The 17152-nt window shown below is 40.0% G+C and carries 11 protein-coding genes; 5 read left to right on the forward strand and 6 right to left on the reverse strand.

The window, feature by feature from the left end:
- Nucleotides 1-93: 93 nt before the first annotated feature.
- From V6R21_RS29845 to V6R21_RS29855, 3 genes are all read left to right on the forward strand, one after another.
- A complete protein-coding gene (locus V6R21_RS29845; RefSeq protein WP_334247152.1) occupies nt 94-1614 on the forward strand; it encodes a SusD/RagB family nutrient-binding outer membrane lipoprotein in 1521 nt (506 codons plus the stop codon).
- 74 nt (nt 1615-1688) lie between these two features.
- Complete coding sequence (locus V6R21_RS29850; RefSeq protein ID WP_334247153.1) at nt 1689-2444, forward strand: DUF5011 domain-containing protein; 756 nt, start codon at nt 1689-1691, stop codon at nt 2442-2444.
- Nucleotides 2445-2469: 25 nt separating this feature from the next.
- Entirely contained in the window at nt 2470-2970 is a 501-nt protein-coding gene (locus V6R21_RS29855) for a hypothetical protein (protein ID WP_334247154.1), read from the forward strand.
- A gap of 52 nt (nt 2971-3022) precedes the next feature.
- Here V6R21_RS29855 and V6R21_RS29860 read toward each other — a convergent pair whose 3' ends face one another.
- The 5 genes from V6R21_RS29860 to gcvH form a co-directional block, all read right to left on the reverse strand.
- Entirely contained in the window at nt 3023-5170 is a 2148-nt protein-coding gene (locus V6R21_RS29860; RefSeq protein ID WP_334247155.1) for a 7TM diverse intracellular signaling domain-containing protein, read from the reverse strand.
- Between the two features lie 138 nt (nt 5171-5308).
- The gene (locus V6R21_RS29865; protein ID WP_334247156.1) at nt 5309-6136 is read right to left on the reverse strand and encodes a 1-acyl-sn-glycerol-3-phosphate acyltransferase; all 828 of its coding nucleotides are present in this window, start codon (nt 6134-6136) and stop codon (nt 5309-5311) included.
- 185 nt (nt 6137-6321) lie between these two features.
- Nucleotides 6322-9447: a hypothetical protein gene (locus V6R21_RS29870; RefSeq protein ID WP_334247157.1), complete on the reverse strand. Its 3126-nt coding sequence runs from the start codon at nt 9445-9447 to the stop codon at nt 6322-6324.
- Between the two features lie 30 nt (nt 9448-9477).
- Nucleotides 9478-10536 (reverse strand): alkane 1-monooxygenase, encoded by a 1059-nt coding sequence (locus V6R21_RS29875; RefSeq protein WP_334247158.1) that lies wholly within the window; start codon nt 10534-10536, stop codon nt 9478-9480.
- 122 nt (nt 10537-10658) lie between these two features.
- A complete protein-coding gene (gcvH, locus tag V6R21_RS29880) occupies nt 10659-11042 on the reverse strand; it encodes a glycine cleavage system protein GcvH (RefSeq protein ID WP_334247159.1) in 384 nt (127 codons plus the stop codon).
- A 478-nt stretch (nt 11043-11520) separates the two neighbouring features.
- Between gcvH and V6R21_RS29885 the strand changes: the two genes are divergently transcribed.
- Entirely contained in the window at nt 11521-12675 is a 1155-nt protein-coding gene (locus tag V6R21_RS29885) for a 1-deoxy-D-xylulose-5-phosphate reductoisomerase (RefSeq protein WP_334247160.1), read from the forward strand.
- Nucleotides 12676-12735: 60 nt separating this feature from the next.
- Nucleotides 12736-14052, forward strand: a complete 1317-nt coding sequence (gene rseP, locus V6R21_RS29890; protein WP_334247161.1) for an RIP metalloprotease RseP — start codon at nt 12736-12738, stop codon at nt 14050-14052.
- Between the two features lie 114 nt (nt 14053-14166).
- Here the strand turns inward: rseP and V6R21_RS29895 are convergent, their stop codons facing one another.
- Entirely contained in the window at nt 14167-17103 is a 2937-nt protein-coding gene (locus V6R21_RS29895) for a DEAD/DEAH box helicase (RefSeq protein ID WP_334247162.1), read from the reverse strand.
- Nucleotides 17104-17152 lie beyond the last annotated feature (49 nt).

A 17152-nucleotide genomic window follows, 5' to 3' on the forward strand; every position in this document is an offset into this window, starting at 1 on the left:
TGAGTTTATCAAAGAAATAGAGCAAGGCTGCGAAGGGAATGAATGGAACTGGTGCGGAGTCAGTCTTGCTTACCTAAAACATCCAGAACTGCTATGAAAAAAATATATCATTACCTGATTGCCTTACTGGTTTGTAGTGTTGGCACATCATGCGGAGACGATTACTTTGACATAAATACAGACCCTAATGCAGCTCAAAGCTCAACTATTGAGTTGACATTGCCTTCAGGAATTGCTGGTACAGCTTATGTGTTGGGAGGAAGATGGCAAATATTGGGAAGTATCTGGGGGCAGCATTGGACTCAGTCTCCAGATGCACAACAGTACCGTGACTGGGATCGCTATTTTATCGATGCAAACGATTTTGATCGTCAATGGTCTACCTTTTACTCTGGAGCAGATAGGGGATCAGCTAACCTTGATGGGGCTGGAATATTAAAAGATTTAGAGTTTGTAAGAAGTGAAGCGGTAGAAGTAGAAGATTGGACGCACTTTCTGATAGCAACTACTATGAGGGCTTACGCTACTCAAATGCTGACAGATATGTATGGAGATATTCCATTTACAGAAGCTTTACAAGGTACAGCGAATCTAGCTCCTACATTTGATGCAAGTCCTGATATTTATGACTCATTGCTTGTTGAATTGGATACTGCACTTTCAAAAGATTTGACTATAGATACAAGTACTCCTACAGGACCTAGAACAGTAGGTAATGAGGATCTTGTATTTAATGGAGAAATGGAGAATTGGGTACGTTTTGCGAATACTGTTAAGTTGAAGCTTTACCTGAGACAGACCAATGTGACTGAAAGACAAGCAGCAGTAGAATCAGGGGTTTCAGAACTTATCAATTCAGGAGCAGAGTTTTTGACTAATACTAGTGCGCTGGTACAGGTTTTTGCAGATGCTGATGACCAAAGAAACCCATTCTACTCTACTGAAGTATTTCGTTTTGGTGATGTAAACTTGGTGGCAAGTAATACCAGCTTGAATTTTCTACTGGAAAATGGTGATCCAAGGATTGAGGCACTCTATACCCCTGCTGCTAATTCGGATACTTTTGTAGGCTTACCTCAAGGAAACTTGAACGATGGGGGACAGGAGAATGATGATTTGTCTCGTGTAGTATCGAGTCCTATAGCGCCAGTCTATTTTATTACACAGGCAGAAACATATTTTTTATTGGCAGAAGTAGCTGTGAGATATGGCTTAGGTCTAGATGCTCAAGCTTTGTATGAAGAAGGAATTAGAGCATCATTCGATAGGTTGGGTGTTACTTTTAATGAGAGCCTAATTGCTGATGGTGGTAACTATGCATTTCCTTCAGCTGCTGAAGGTAGCTTGACCTTAGAGGAAACTCAAATCAAGGCAATTATAACCCAAAAATGGATTGAGCTAAATGGTATTGGAGGGCCTGAGGCTTTTTATGAGTTTAACCGTACTGGATACCCTAGTGAGTTTACAGTGTCTGCAAACTCTACATTGTCTCCGGGGCAATTCCCTCAACGTCTACCTAATGATATTGATGAGGCTAACCGAAACCCGAATTCTCCTCGTTCCAACCGTAATCAGGTTTCTCAAGGAGTATGGTGGTCACAACAAGCAAATTAGTAGAGTATTAGGTTTAATAATGCAAAAACTTAAAACAAGTTCTGTTTGAGATGCAGAATGAAAATACCAGAGCTATGAAATACTTAATAAATAGATTATTTACTGCATTGGTTTTGTTAGGTATATGCCTAATGACATCATGTGATGAAGATGACAGTGTATCTTTCATAACAAACTATGCAACAATTGACTTAGAAGGAGACCAAATTCTGTTCCTTCAAGAAGGAGATACATACAGTGACCCAGGAGCAATAGCAATGGAAGGTGATACAGAAATAGCTTTTGAAGCCTCAGGATCTGTAGACACGGCAACTCCAGGTTTATACCCAGTAACTTACACAGCAATCAATCAAGATGGGTTTGCTTCAAGTGAAATAAGGTATGTCATTGTACAAAGTCCTGACTTTGACCCATCTCAAGATTTATCAGGAACGTACCTACGTAACAATGATACAGCCAACCCAGAAGCAGAAGTAACAAAACTGAGTGACGATGGGCTGTACAATACCACCAATGGCTGGGGTTCAACTTCAGTGATTCCATTTCAGTTTGTGGACTTAGGGAATGGTGAATTAGCAATTATTCCAACATCATCCGGATTTGGGCCTGTATCAGGAACAGGCACACTTACAGATCCTGATTTTGAACTTGTATTCTTTGTCAATTTACCTGCATTTGCGATTACTGGAAGTGAGCGTGCTTTTGTACTTCTGTCAAGTCCTGCAGATGGCGGAGATGGTACAGATGGTGGAGATGGTACAGATGGTGGAGATGGTACAGATGGTGGAGATGGTACAGATGGTGGAGATGGTACAACTTCTGGACAATAAATATCAATCAAAAACATAAAGAGCTATGAAAAAAATACTATATATAAGCATTTGCTGTACGCTGAGTTTACTATTTCAAAGCTGTTATTATGATGGGGATTTAGGAGAGGATGGAGAGGACTTTGATGTAGTATTGTTACCAAACTCCACGATTGCGGGAGAGTATACCGGTAGAGAAAACTGTGATGGTGGAGAGTTTGACTACCATATTGTAATCGCCTCATTTAAGGATAGTGCAGTAGTGATAGATAATATTTTTGACTCAAGTTATCGTGTAGTAGCCAATGTTACAGATGAGAATACTGTTGAGGCAGAAGAGCAGGTAGAACTTGGGCATGATTATGCTGAAGGAGAAGAAATCTTAGTATCTGTTTCTAACTTTACTTTTACTAAAGACGAAGATGGGGTAGATGACCAAATCAGTTTTGATTTTACAATCATTAACCGTGCTGATACAACAGAGACCACCTGTTCTTACACTGGAATTCGATATAATGGGTTCGAAGAGTTTGATGAATTGCAATAGGCTTTAATAGTTTAAAATATAAAAGGGTGTCTTTAATAGACACCCTTTTGTTTTATAATTTAAACCCTATTACCAAAATGTCATCGGTTTGTTTCTCGTTACCGAATTTAATCCATCGTTCAAGCTCTACTTCGAGCAAATGGTGTTGCTGTGCCATAGGCTGTTGATGGAGGTGCTTGATAAATCGTCTGAAGTTTCGAGACAGATATTTCTTTTTATTAGGGCCTCCAAACTGATCCTGATATCCATCTGAATAGATATAGCAGTGAGTAGGTATTGAAATATCGATGATATGTTTTTTGAAAGCAGCTTTTTTATCCTGCTTAAGGTGAAGACCGATGCTAGCAGGAGTACCTTTGATAATATATTGCTGGTTATCTTGGAAGTAAACTAATGGGTTACGAGCTCCCGCAAATTCCATTGTCTTGTTTTGTTGGTCGATTACAACAATAGTAATATCCATCCCATCATTATTGCCTGTAGTAGCTTGTTGTAACGCTGTATGTACACGTTCATCCAGCATTGTCAAAATCTGTTCAGGACAAAGTATTTTGGCGCCAGTAATAATATCAGAAAGTATTTGGGAGCCAATCATACTCATCAATGCTCCTGGAACACCATGTCCTGTACAGTCAGCTGCTATAATGACTGTTTTTCCCTCAACTTGTTCACACATATAGAAGTCACCAGACACGATATCCCTTGGCTTGAACATAATAAAATGATCATTACCTAAAGCTGTATCTAGAACCTGTTGGGAAGGTAGCATGGCATGCTGTATTTTCTTTGCATAGTTGATGCTCGACTTGACTTCCTCATTGTGCTTTTTCAGGTCTTCTTTTTGCTTTTCAATCTGATTGTTTTGAGCATTCAACTCATCATTGGCTTCCTGAAGCTCCAAAGTTCGTTCAGCTACTATACCTTCAAGGTTTTGGTTAGTGATATTAAGCGTATGCGTTAGGCGCTCGTTCTCTTCAAAGGCTGATGAATATCGATAAGAGAGAAGAAATGCCTGAGAAAAGAAGAAGATAAAGAAGCCAACTCCCATCATATTCATGGTATTGATCATATCCTGACTGTATAGGATATCGTTACCCGCCATAATGATGAAAATAATAATACTGACAAGGAATGTTAGTGCTCCTTTGCGCTTTCGCTTATAGGCCATTATTCCTGAATATATACTGTAAATGAATAATGGTAATAGAGTAAACTGTGAAACAATAACTGTATATGAGAATACCGAAAGGTCAAAGAATAAGATAACAGAACAGAATAACAGTACTTTGATGCCTGCTAGCTTTACGACAAGTGACGAATATTCATCAGGAAAGACAGCTCTTACATATGCAGGGATTGTCACCATAGGAATACAATAGGTCAAGTACTCTGTTTTAACAATCCATTCCCAGTCCAAATTAGGGAAGATGGTCCCCATTAGGTATTCACTGGTAGAAATGACTCTAAAAGCCATAACGAAGCAAGTTACACCAAAGTAAAAAGCTCCTCTTTCCACCTTTCTGATCAAGTAAAAGCAGATGTGGTACAATGCCATTACGATCATACTTCCAAAGAGGAAGATATCCATTACGATTGCAATGTCACGGGCTTGTTGAATTTGGGCGGCATTCCCCAATACAAAGCGTTGCCAAGTACCCCCTTTACGGTGATGGTAGTTGGAAATCTGTAATATAAATTCAACTTCGTTACTATCTGTTTCAAATGTGACATCAAGCGGTTTGTAACCTCCTTGTCCTTCCTTCGGGTCTGCTGATACCGTACCGTTACTGCAAAGTAACTTTCCATTGGCATAAAGGCGATATGCTGTAGAGACAGTCAGAATCTTTAGCCCCAGCTTGTGAGGAGTGTTATTGTTTAGGAGTAGTTTGGTTCTGTAGGTTGCATATCCGACACCAGAGAGTGTGTCTCCGTTCACTACTTTACCATTCCATAGCTCAGGGATGTCGATGTAAGTTGGGGTAGGGGTTTCACCTTTGAAATCTTTGCTGTAGAGTAAATGTTTCCAATAGAATTCCCATTCGCCTTCAAGTTCTATGGTACCAGTTTTACTGAAATCAGTATCACGAAGATCCAATACACCTTTTTGAATGGTAGGCGCCATATTACTCCGATTACCGAAGCATATAGCAATACTGAAAAGTAGCAGTATAAGGGTTGTAATAAAATGCCTGAAGTTCATTCGTATAGTAAAAAAAGGATAGTTATTAGTTTAGCTGGGTAAAAATAGTATTAATTGGGTGAAATCCTGTGTTTTATAAGGAAGGAATAATGTTATTTATAAAAAATACCTGATGTTATATGGTTTTGGGGTATTAGGTTAAGCTGTAACCAAAGAAGTAGTCTTGTTTAAAGGGAGTTCTTCTGTACGCTTTCTGAGATAGTCCCTCAGCTTTTTAAGGTCATCATATTGTTGGATTGTATCTGCGGTGATAGGCTCTCCAATATGAAATCGGATACTACCATTTTTCTTTCTGACAAATTCTCCAGGTATCATCATAGTTCTAAAAGCAGGGTGTAGTTTGCCCAATAGGTGAAATAACTGACTGTTTTGCCCTTCAAAAAATACAGGGACAATAGGCACACCTGCTTGTTGGATTAGCTTAATGGAAGAAATGCCCCATTCTTTATCTCTGGCAGGGGTATTGAGACCATCATAAGTGGTCGCTACTTCACCTGCTGGAAACAGTCCTACAGGTAATCCTTTTTCTAGTGCTTGTAGAACTTTTGTACCTGCCCCCATTCGTTTTGGTCCTTTTCTGTCAAAAGGGTTCACTTCAATTATATAAGGCTCAAAGTGCTTGACCAACTTCAGTAAGAAGTTACCCGTGACCATAAATCCAGGTCGTATTTTATTTATCCTATTTAGTAAAATCAATCCATCCCAAAAGCCAAAAGGATGGTTCGAGATCATAATAAAGGGACCGTATTCAGGAACGTTGTTTTCGCCCTTTATGTGTACTTCAAGGTTTTGCATGTTGAGCGCTTCGTCAATGAGACCGACCCCATCTAGCCCTAAGTGCGCCACTTCTTGGTACATTCGGTTGATGCGGTTTACACCCAACAGTTTCATCACTAGTTGGGCTATAAACCTTGGTACACCTAGTTGTTGGCTTATATCTTTAGTCCTTATTATTTCCGTCATCATTTTTTCTCCAGTTCGATTCATACCAATAGCCTAAAACAAAAGGTTATCAGTAATGGTAACAGATTACAAAGGTGGTTAATGGGTGTTAATGCATAGTGAATGCTAAAACAATATCTTATGAAAAAAGCCCCTAACAGGTAACTGATTAGAGGCTTCTTTGTATAAGGTATTTAAATATTAAAAAACTAGTAAACCATTATTTGTCCGGGTAGCGGTTTGGATATATTCCCTGCATCATCCTTGAACCTTACATAAACTTTCTGAAGTCCTTCTCCAGCCATGTTCCAATCCATTTCTCGGAAATAGGGACTCCATTCTTTCCCCTCAAAGTTCTGACTATTGGATAACTGCATATATCGGGCATCTTTAGAAACGTTGGTAAAAACTTTTACGCTTGTCCCATCTACAGCAGTAGCACCTTTGTTTAGGTTTATTTCATAGAGAATAGGATGTTCAGTGTCCAATAATATATTACCTCTAATCACTTCTGATTCGTTTCCTGCTTTATCTCTGAACTTGGCATATACAGATACAGGTCCATCTACAACACCTAGAGTCCAGTTCTTGGCAGTACTGAATGGCTCCCATTTGGAAGGGTGTGCAAATCCTGGAGTATTACTAATGATCATCTCATAAGCATCAGAAGCACTCAGTGTAAGTTGTACTTGTCTTTTATTGGAATAAACATCCCCATTATTAATTACGAGCTCCTGTCCTTGTGGCATACCCCTGTCCAAGGTGATAGTGATTTTTTCAGCATCAGTTTCATTGCCTGCAAAGTCCATAAACTTGTAGTAGACATCTTTAGCCCCATCACCTTCAGGTAAGTAAATGTCAACATCTCTTTGGTAAGGGAAATAATGAGCATCGGAGAAATCTCCTGTAAAACTGAATGCTATAATGTGTGCATCCCAAGCAAAAGGCCTGAAGCTTACTTTTCGGTCCGTTCTTGTACAGAATAACCCATCTTTTGGCTCCATTCTAGTGTTTTGTGGAGGGTTTTCATCCAATACAATTTTATCTTGAACAATACGAGAAGAGTTACCTTGTTCATCTCTGAACTGTACATAAACTATTTTTTCACCATCTCCTTGACTCAATGTGAAAGGAGCTTCGGGACCGAATGGGTGCCATTTTACATCTTTCCAGTATTTGTCTTCACTGATTCGCATTTCTACAGCATCCATGGAGTGAAGCTTGATATTAACCTCACGTTGGTTAGTGCTTTTGAAAGTGGGAGTGATTTTAGGCTCCTTTACCGAAGGTTCGATGTAAATTAGGTTTTCTGATGGAGGCACTGCATCGAAGATAATATTCGTGGAAGTTGGCTCAGAAATATTGCCAGCTACGTCACGGAATCGTGCATAGAGGGTACGTCTTCCTTGCTGACTATTGCGCATGCCATATGTAAAAGGTGTTGGGGTATAGCCTTGCCATGAAGCATCTCTGAAGTCTTCATACTCACTGACCTGTGTCGCAATAGCATCTTCAGCCTTCAGCGTAACATCCATGTCCTTGTGCAAAAAGATACGTAATGTAGGATCAACAGCCTTGGCACTGATGGATGTGTTCTGTGGAGGAGTTGAGTCCAATATGATTTTATCAACAGCTACAGCGCTTTCGGTCATGGTGATACTCCTGTACTTGACATAAATGGTTTTAGGTCCGTCATTGGGAGAAAGTTGCCATGAAGCACTTTCCTGATAGGTTTGCCATTTTCCATTGTTGAAATCAGGTGTGTTTGATATCATCATTTCGGCAGCATTGTCTGCATGTAAGTGGAGTTCTACCATTCTGTCTTTGTGTGTACAGAATTCAGCATCCTCATTAGCGACAACCAATGCAGAGTAAGGTTTAACCATTAGGATAATAGAGTCTGTATAGATGTCACTCAGGTTTCCCGCCTTGTCTTTGAATTGTACCATGACTGTTTTTGTTCCGCCATTAGGAGACAGGGTAACAGGAATTGGCTTGTGTGAGTAACCTATCCAAGGTGCACTCTGAAAGTCTAGTGAGGTACCAATTTTCATCATATAAGCACCTTGGGCACGGGCCTCTACAAAAACTTCATTTTTGAATACACCTTCTTTACCACCTTCAATAGTAATTCCCCCTTCTTGAGGAGGTGTGTTGTCAAATTCTAGAGAAGCGCTGACAACTTCAGATTCATTGCGTGCAAAGTCACGGAAGATCGCATAAAAATGTTTTGTACCTGTGTTTTCTGTATCGCTGAAAGACCATGGCTTTTCAGTTTGATAAGGCTCCCATTCTATTTCAGTTAAATCAGGTGAGTTGGAGACTTTCATCTCATGAGCATAACGAGCAAAAATATTCAACGTGACATTATTCATGTTGGTCAATTGCTCTTCTGGGTCTATGGTGATACGTCCATCCAGTGGAGGTTCTTTATCTACGATATATGGAACAGTAACTGTTTCGGAAATATTACCAGCCTTATCACGGAAGCGCGCATAAACACGTCTGAGTGGTTCTGCATTGAGCAAGGTGTCAGGTTTCCACTGGTCTATATATTCATAATAGATTTGCCACTTTTGGTCACGAAAGCTTGGGCGGTTACTGACCATCATAAACTTGGCATCACTGGCAAGCAAGTGCAAATCAAGTGTGTGATGTTTGGCATTCAGATAATAAGTATTGGTAATGCTGTCCAAAACAAGGTCTTCATTGAGAATTTCAATAAACTTTGCAGTAGGAGCTTTTGTATCAAGTACCATTCTTGTTTTTACAGCTTCTGACACATTACCTGCTTGGTCCCTGAATTTGACATAAACATATTTGGTTCCGTCTCCCATAGGTAACTGCCAGTTTTTAAACTGTGTTTTGTATGGTATCCACTCCACAGTTGTAAATAACTCGGAATTACTCAAAGTCATCTGGTAGGCATCTTCTGACTTGATTTCAAGGTCTACATAGATCGAGTTAACATATATACCATGTGGATTTCGAATACTACCGCTAGAAGGAGGTGTTCTATCCACATTGACATCAGCTGCGTAAATTTCAGAGAGTGTATTGTTTTTGAGTCTGAATTGGACAAATACCAATTTAGGACCTTCTCCGTCAGACAGCGTCCAAGTAAGTTCCGTAGCAAAAGGCTGCCATTTTGTGTTTTTGAAGTCATGGTCTTCACTTAGGCGCATTTCAGAGGCACCCGAAAAGCGAATTTTGACATCTACCAATGAAAAATTGGTATCTGACTGACCATTGTTTAGCGTAATCACCTCTTGAGTGAAAGCAGTTGGGGCAAGCAGTGTAATTAAAAGAGTTAGCGTAAGCCAAAAGCGTTTCATTCTATCAAATTGGTTTAAGCAAAGAGCCTGTTAATACTCCGTAGCTTTGTTGAGTGTTCTAATTTTTGGATGCATTACACCAAACCAGATTGGAGGTAATAATGCTAATAGCATCATGCCTGGATAGCCAGTAGGCATTTGTGGACTATTTTCATGGTGTCGGAGAATCGGGTATTTACGGCTTGCAATATAATGATGGTCAGAATGTCTGGAAAGTTCAAAAAGCAATAGCCTCCCAATCAAGTGATTTGAGTTCCACGAATGATGAGGCTGTACCCTTTCGTATCTGCCATTGGTCGTAGCCTTTCTATTAAGACCATAATGCTCAATGTAATTGACAGTTTCGAGTAGCAAAAAACCGATAACCGCAGCACCAATAAAGCAACAAACAGCTTTTAATCCCCAAATGATGCCAACAGTTATAACGAAGATCATTTGGATTAATTGAAATAACAGCATCTGATTGGAAAGAGAAAAACTGCTTTTGCCGTTTTGCCTCAGCTTTTTATGTTCCAATTGCCATGCCGAAAGGTAGCCAAATATGACAGACCTGAACCAAAAGACGTACAATGCTTCTCCATATCGGGCGGAGGCAGGGTCTTTTTCTGTAGCTACATGCTTATGATGACCTCGGTTGTGCTCAATATAAAAATGCATATATAGTGAAGTAAGCAGCAGTATTTTAGCCATCAGCTTGTCAAAGGGTTTTGATCTGTGACCTAATTCATGGGCGATGTTGATACCAAATCCACCACACATTAGTCCCATAGAAAGGGTGCATCCGACCAGTTCATACCCTGTTAGATCGGATTGGACAATGGTGAAGAAGTAAAAGAGCAAAATGTACTGGATGGGAACCGAAAGGTAAAGAAGCCAATCATACAACAAATCTTTTTGAACTAATGCCTCCTCTGTTTTGGTCAAGTTTGAGGTTGAAGGGGAAATAAGCAGCTCTACAATTGGGATAACACCAAAAACATATGCCAATGGGAAAAAGGACCAGTAACCTTGCCATATAAAGGCTATGGATACAGATACAGGAAGGCTGAATGCCGACAAGTACTTTAAGGGTCTGAGTCGTCGGTTCATGGCTAGTTTGTTTTTGGGTGTTACAGTTGTTGAAAGCCAAATTAATAATACCAGTGAAAATAGAATAAAAAAAAGCCAACCGATACTTCAGTTGGCTTATAATATTTTTGTTAACTGATGGTTTATGCACCTACCAGCTCCTGATATGCAGCGCTGTCAAGCAGTTCATCAAGTTGTGACGGGTCAGTTACTTTAACTTTGATCATCCAGCCTTTGCCATATGGATCTGAGTTAACCAACTCTGGTGCATCTTCTAACTCTTCGTTCAGTTCAGCGATCTCACCTGTAATTGGCATAAACAGGTCAGAAACAGCTTTTACTGCTTCAACAGAACCGAATACTTCTCCTGTTTCAACCTCGTCCTCTTCTTCAGAAGTGATGTCAACATACACAATATCACCCAATTCTTTTTGAGCAAAGTCAGTGATGCCAATGTAAGCGTACTCACCTTCTACTCTAATCCATTCGTGGTCTTTTGTGTACTTCAATGCTTCAGGGAAATTCATGATCGTATCTTTATGGTTTGAATTTGTAAAGTGTTTCAGCGTTTGTATTCCTTACAGACTGGCAGCATTGTGTTTGTGTTTGAAACAGTTCACTTTGCAGCAGTGGGGAAATAGCGCACCAAAGAAACATATATTCACCATAAGAAACAAGAGGCTATAATGTGTGGTTCAACCCCTCAAGAATGCATCATAATACTTAGTTAAGCAATTACAGAAACCTACTGGAAGACAAGTATGTTAAATTCAGTATTTTGCGGATAAAATAGGACTTATTTTAGAGTGGATAGATTTGAAAAGGAGATGATCAATAATTGCATTCGGAAATTTGAGTCAATATTTTTAATAAAACTTGGAATAAAGCATCTTTACCGCATAGTGTGATTTTGATATAATTGCAAGCTGGCGAAGTTTTTGTAATAACAGCCCGCATTTTGAAATAGAAGAAGGAAAAACATCTTTGCAATTTTTTGAGTGTTGTATGACTAAGAAGAAGATCGCGATCCTAGGCTCTACGGGCTCAATTGGAACGCAAGCATTGGAGGTGGTCAGGGCAAACCCTGACAGGTTTGAAGTAGAAGTACTGACGGCAGGTAACAATGTTTCTTTATTGATTGAGCAGAGCAGGGAGTTTCAGCCTGCTTTTGTCGTTATAGGGAACAGTGCAAAATATACAGAATTAAAGCAGGCATTAAGTGATTTGGAGATCACGGTAATGGCTGGTGAGGAAGCCTTGGTGGAGGCTATGCAAGCGTGCGAGTCTTCCATGGTACTGACGGCTCTTGTGGGTTATGCTGGTCTGAGACCAACCCTGACTGCTATTGAGGCAGGAAAGGATATAGCATTAGCTAATAAGGAAACACTGGTTGTGGCTGGTGAATTAGTGATGGCTTTGGCTGCAAAAAAGGGAGTGCAGATTTATCCTGTAGATTCAGAGCATTCAGCTATATACCAATGCTTGGTAGGAGAGGCTCATAACCCAATAGAGAAAATCATCTTGACAGCTTCTGGAGGACCTTTTAGGGGGAGAACACGTGAGGAGTTGCTGACAGTTACGAAAGAACAGGCACTTAAACACCCAAACTGGGATATGGGAGCCAAGATTACGATTGACTCGGCTTCTTTGATGAATAAAGGGTTGGAAGTAATTGAGGCAAAGTGGTTGTTTGACCTGACCCCTTCCCAAATAGATGTAGTGGTTCACCCTCAGTCTATCATTCACTCATTGGTTCAGTTTGAAGATGGCAGTATCAAGGCACAGTTGGGTTTGCCGGATATGAAGTTGCCAATTCAATACGCATTAGGGTATCCTGAGCGATTGAAGTCAGACTTTGAGCGTTTCAGCTTTATGGACTATCCAAACCTGACATTTGAGCAACCTGATATGAAGACATTCAGAAATCTCCAACTTGCATTTGACGCTTTGGATCGTGGCGGTAATATGCCATGTATCTTGAATGCAGCAAATGAGGTGGCAGTTGCTCGTTTCTTGAAAGATGAAATCACTTTCTTACAACTGGCAGAACTGAATGAAACTTGCATGAATCAAGTTACATATGTCGGAACTCCAACATTGGAAGATTATATTGCAACAGATAAGGAAACAAGAAGACTGGCTAAAGAAGTTTTAAGATAAACAGTCTTGGCTTAACTACTATGTTGAGACAGGCTTAATCAAACACAGAACAAAAACAGAATGGAAGTATTAGTAAAGGTTGCCCAAATGTTGTTGGGGCTTTCAATTTTGGTGGGTATTCACGAGTTGGGACACCTGTTGGCTGCTAAGGCTTTTGGCATGCGTGCAGAGAAGTTCTTTATTGGGTTTCCCCCAAAAGTGTTCAGCTTCAAATGGGGTGAAACGGAGTATGGCTTAGGATCTATTCCGCTTGGAGGTTTTGTTAAAATCTCAGGAATGATTGATGAGTCCATGGATATGAAGCAGATGGAGAGTGAGCCGCAGCCATGGGAATTCCGTTCAAAGCCTGCGTGGCAACGGCTGATCGTGATGCTGGGAGGTATTATTATGAATGTCATCACAGGTATTGTAGTGTTTACCATGCTGGTTTATATCAATGGAGAAAAATACTACTCAGTTGATGAAGTGAACAAATATGGTATCTATGCATCAGAATTTGCAGAGGATTTAGGTTTCCGTGACGGCGATAAGATTATTGCTGTAAATGGTATTACAATTGAAAACTTTGCTGATGTTCTGAACCCTAACTATATCCTTGAGCAGAACAGTTACTATACAGTGCTGAGAGATGGTAAAGAGTTGAAGATCCCATTACCACCAGACTTTATGGAGCAGTTCAGTGAGCAGAAAGACTTTATCTCACTAAGAGCACCTTTTAAAGTGAAAAGGGTAAGACAAGGCTCTAATGCAATGAAAGCAGGGTTGGAAGATGGAGATAAGATCGTAGGAATTAACGGAGTGCCTGTTGAATACTTCCGTGAGTTTCGTGATAGCTTGATCAGTAATACTGGTAAAGGAATCACACTGAAGGTTATCCATGAAGGGACTACTGAACCTGTGACGCTTAATGCTCAGGTAGGAGACGATGGACTTTTGGGCTTTGAGCCAGAATGGTTGCTAAATCCATCAGTAAATACCTTTACGTTGGGGCAATCAATTCCAAAAGGAACACGAGAAGCATTTGATGTAATTCTTATTCAACTGAAAGCTTTCAACAAGATTTTCAAAGGTGAAGTATCGGCTACCAAGTCAATTAGCGGTCCGATTGGAATTGCTAATATCTTCAGTGGTACTTGGGATTGGGTACAGTTCTGGAAGATCACAGGTATGTTGTCTATGGTATTGGCATTTATGAACCTGTTACCAATTCCTGCTTTGGATGGTGGACATGTTGTATTCCTGACTTACGAGATTGTAACAGGTCACAAACCTTCGCAAAGGTTCCTGACAGGAGCTCAACAAGTAGGTATGGTACTGTTACTTGCCTTAATGGTCTTTGCCTTTGGTAATGATATCTACAGGATATTTGCGAATTAGATAGAAGACACTAGACATAAGGTTTTAAATAAAAAAGGCTGTACGGTTTGAAACTGTACAGCCTTTTATTTTTAGAAAAATCTAATATATCTCAAGTATTTTGTTTCATTTCTCTTATTCAAAAAGTGCCTCAATATCTTCTTTCGTCAGCTTTTTCATAAAGCTTTCTTCTGTTGAGATTAAGCTGTTGGCTAGATCCATTTTACTTTTCTGTAGTGCAAGAATCTTCTCTTCCACAGTGTCTTTTGAAATGAATTTGTAGATAAAGACCTTATTCTCCTGTCCAATTCTATGTGCCCTGTCAACTGCCTGCGCTTCAATGGCAGGGTTCCACCAAGGGTCAAGTATAAATACATAGTCAGCCGCTGTAAGGTTGAGCCCCAAGCCACCGGCTTTTAAGGAGATCAGGAAAACCTGTCTTCTAGGGTCATTTTGGAACTGATTGACCTCAGATTGCCTGTCTTTTGTGGAACCATCTAAGTATGAAAATGGAATACGCTTCTTCTCAAGATGTTTCTTGACGATCTGAAGGTGTTTCACAAACTGGCTAAAGATTAGGATTTTGTGATCGTTAGCCAATACATTGTCCAATGTCTGAATGACATCATCCAGTTTTCCTGAAGACCCTTCATATTCCTCGTTGAGCATTTTAGGGTGATTGGCCAATTGTCTAAGCTCTGTCAAACCTTTTAATAGCATCAGTTGAGAGCCGTTCAATCCATTATCTTCAATATGCTCTAGAATTTCGTTTCTGTAAGATGACTTGGTAGCCTCATAGACTTTCTGCTGCTCGTCAGTCATCGTACTGTAATGTACTTTTTCTACTTTTCCAGGAAGCTCTGTGGCAACTTGTGACTTGTGTCTTCGCAGAATAAACGGTTTTATAATGCTATGAAGCTTACGGTACTTGGCCTCATCATTCTTCTTTTCAATAGGTAAAAGAAACTCCCGTTTGAAAAAGCTTTGACTACCTAGTAATCCAGGGTTGACAAAACTCATTTGCGACCAAAGGTCCATCGTAGTATTCTCAATTGGAGTACCAGTCAGGATTAGTCGTTTCTTTGATTTAAGCTTCTTGACAGCTTTGGCAATATTCGAATTGGGGTTCTTGATAGTCTGAGACTCATCAAGAATAATATAATTGAAATAGAATTTTTCTAGTATATCGACGTCTATACGGGCAATCCCGTATGAGGTAATGACAAGGTCATACCAACCAAATATTTCAGGATTTTTATTACGGTTTGTACCGGTATAATTGAGGACTTTTAGGTTAGGCGTAAACTTTTTAGCTTCCATCTCCCAGTTATAGAGCAGGGAAGTCGGCATAATCAGTAAAGAAGTAGTACGTCCTTCACTATTTTCTTTTTCATTCTGAAGCATTGCTAAGGTCTGAACCGTTTTACCCAGACCCATATCGTCTGCCAAACAACCACCAAAGTTATATTCACTCAAGAAGTTCATCCAGTTGTAGCCAGCTTTTTGGTATGGACGTAATTGTCCTTCAAAGCCGTCAGGAATAGCGAAATCATCAATCTTCTCAAAATCCTTTAGTTTTTCGAGTTTTCTATTGAAAGAAACTCTTGCTAGGGCGCCTTCCTGAAGTTCTTGGACAACAGCAAGGTGATGTTTCTTGAGACGGTGCTCTGAGCCATTTTCCATAAAATGGAAAAGGTCATAATACTTTGTGAACCAAGAGTCAGGGATGACCGCAATTTCGCCGTTTGGTAACGTAAATTCGTTTTTGCCTGCTACAATCAGCTTACGGATTTCAAGGAAAGATACTTCGAAAGGTCCAAACATGACTTTAGCGTGGATATCAAACCAGTCATGGTTTTCCCGAATTTCAAGGTTAATAGAAGAGTTACCGACAAAGTACTGTTTTTCGCCCTTGGTACGCTGATGTACTTCAATACCTTCTTCAGCCAATGTATCACGATGCTCTGCTAACCACGAAAACGCCTTTTGTTTGGGCATTGTAGACTTGCCTCTGTAGATATCCATACCAAGCTCTTGAAGCAACTTGATACAATCATGTTCAAAGCCAATGTCTCGTTTGACCTGACAGAAAGTAAAACCATCAGCCGTTTTGGTGAGCTCCACATAAGAAGGCTTTCCTGCTGATGAGGCACCTGCGCTGTATTTACCATAATAGAAGTCTAAAGAGAAGGTCACTTTTTCGTCCAGTACCTCTTCTTTTTTACCAGAGTCAAATAAGGTGTTGGTAGTGGTCGAGACCATTGCGAAGTGCAGTTTGGCTTGTGGAGGAAGGTGATCAATATGCTGAATCTTCAGTCCTTCTCCACGGGCTTCTACTTCAAAGTCTTCTATTAGGTGTTTGACAAATTTATCGTAATAGCTATCCTCAATTTTCTTAGGAATAGCAATGAATTTTTTGCTTAGGAATGGTCTTAACTTATTCCCGTCAATATCTTGTTCAAATGTAAGAAGTTGTCCGTCCATCACAATCCAAGCTGGGTTGGCACAAAGCAGAATAGCATTGCGGTGATGAAGGTTTTCTACCCTTTCTCCACGATAAGAAATATGAGGGAAGTAGTGCGTGTTTTCTGAGTTTCGATGTAGGATAAAGCGGATATTGGCTTTTTCCTGATTTACCCTAATAGTTTTGGCTGTAGGTTCCCCATCATTCCCCATTTCAAACACCATCTTGCCGTAGAGCAATGAGAGAATTTTAGCCCGCTTCTCTTCCAAATATTGATGAATAGCCTCTTGTAAAGTTTTATCCCCTTTTTGGTCATCATAGACAGACAGAAAGAAGCGTTCTGCTGTCATTTTTTTATTTTTGGGGCCAAATTTTTTCAACACTGCATCTTGCTGTATATCATCTATCAGTTGAATAAGTTCATAGTCTGCGTCATCAAGCTTGCGGTCAAACTCATGAGCATTCTGGCTTGAAATATTCTGATGCTGAAGCGTAAGCTTGTTTTTGTGGTCAAGCTGTACAGCAAAGGACTCGAATAAGTAACCAAGGTATTGGTGATCAAATAGCGAGTAGACAATCTGAAAAGGGATGCGGGTTGAAACTTTCATGTTACGGCACGCTCAATCGTTAAGAAACTTACTCCTTCAGTGGAGCAAG

The organism is Limibacter armeniacum (assembly GCF_036880985.1).
In the GTDB taxonomy this organism is placed as follows: Bacteria; Bacteroidota; Bacteroidia; order Cytophagales; family Flammeovirgaceae; genus Limibacter; species Limibacter armeniacum.

What these genes read in the sequence shown, in the direction of transcription:
- V6R21_RS29865 (WP_334247156.1), bottom strand. Translation starts at nt 6,136, where the DNA reads ATGATGACGGAAATAATAAGGACTAAAGATATAAGCCAACAACTAGGT.
- V6R21_RS29885 (WP_334247160.1), top strand. Translation starts at nt 11,521, where the DNA reads ATGACTAAGAAGAAGATCGCGATCCTAGGCTCTACGGGCTCAATTGGA.
- V6R21_RS29850 (WP_334247153.1), top strand. Translation starts at nt 1,689, where the DNA reads ATGAAATACTTAATAAATAGATTATTTACTGCATTGGTTTTGTTAGGT.
- V6R21_RS29860 (WP_334247155.1), bottom strand. Translation starts at nt 5,170, where the DNA reads ATGAACTTCAGGCATTTTATTACAACCCTTATACTGCTACTTTTCAGT.
- rseP (WP_334247161.1), top strand. Translation starts at nt 12,736, where the DNA reads ATGGAAGTATTAGTAAAGGTTGCCCAAATGTTGTTGGGGCTTTCAATT.
- V6R21_RS29895 (WP_334247162.1), bottom strand. Translation starts at nt 17,103, where the DNA reads ATGAAAGTTTCAACCCGCATCCCTTTTCAGATTGTCTACTCGCTATTT.
- V6R21_RS29855 (WP_334247154.1), top strand. Translation starts at nt 2,470, where the DNA reads ATGAAAAAAATACTATATATAAGCATTTGCTGTACGCTGAGTTTACTA.
- gcvH (WP_334247159.1), bottom strand. Translation starts at nt 11,042, where the DNA reads ATGAATTTCCCTGAAGCATTGAAGTACACAAAAGACCACGAATGGATT.
- V6R21_RS29875 (WP_334247158.1), bottom strand. Translation starts at nt 10,536, where the DNA reads ATGAACCGACGACTCAGACCCTTAAAGTACTTGTCGGCATTCAGCCTT.
- V6R21_RS29845 (WP_334247152.1), top strand. Translation starts at nt 94, where the DNA reads ATGAAAAAAATATATCATTACCTGATTGCCTTACTGGTTTGTAGTGTT.
- V6R21_RS29870 (WP_334247157.1), bottom strand. Translation starts at nt 9,447, where the DNA reads ATGAAACGCTTTTGGCTTACGCTAACTCTTTTAATTACACTGCTTGCC.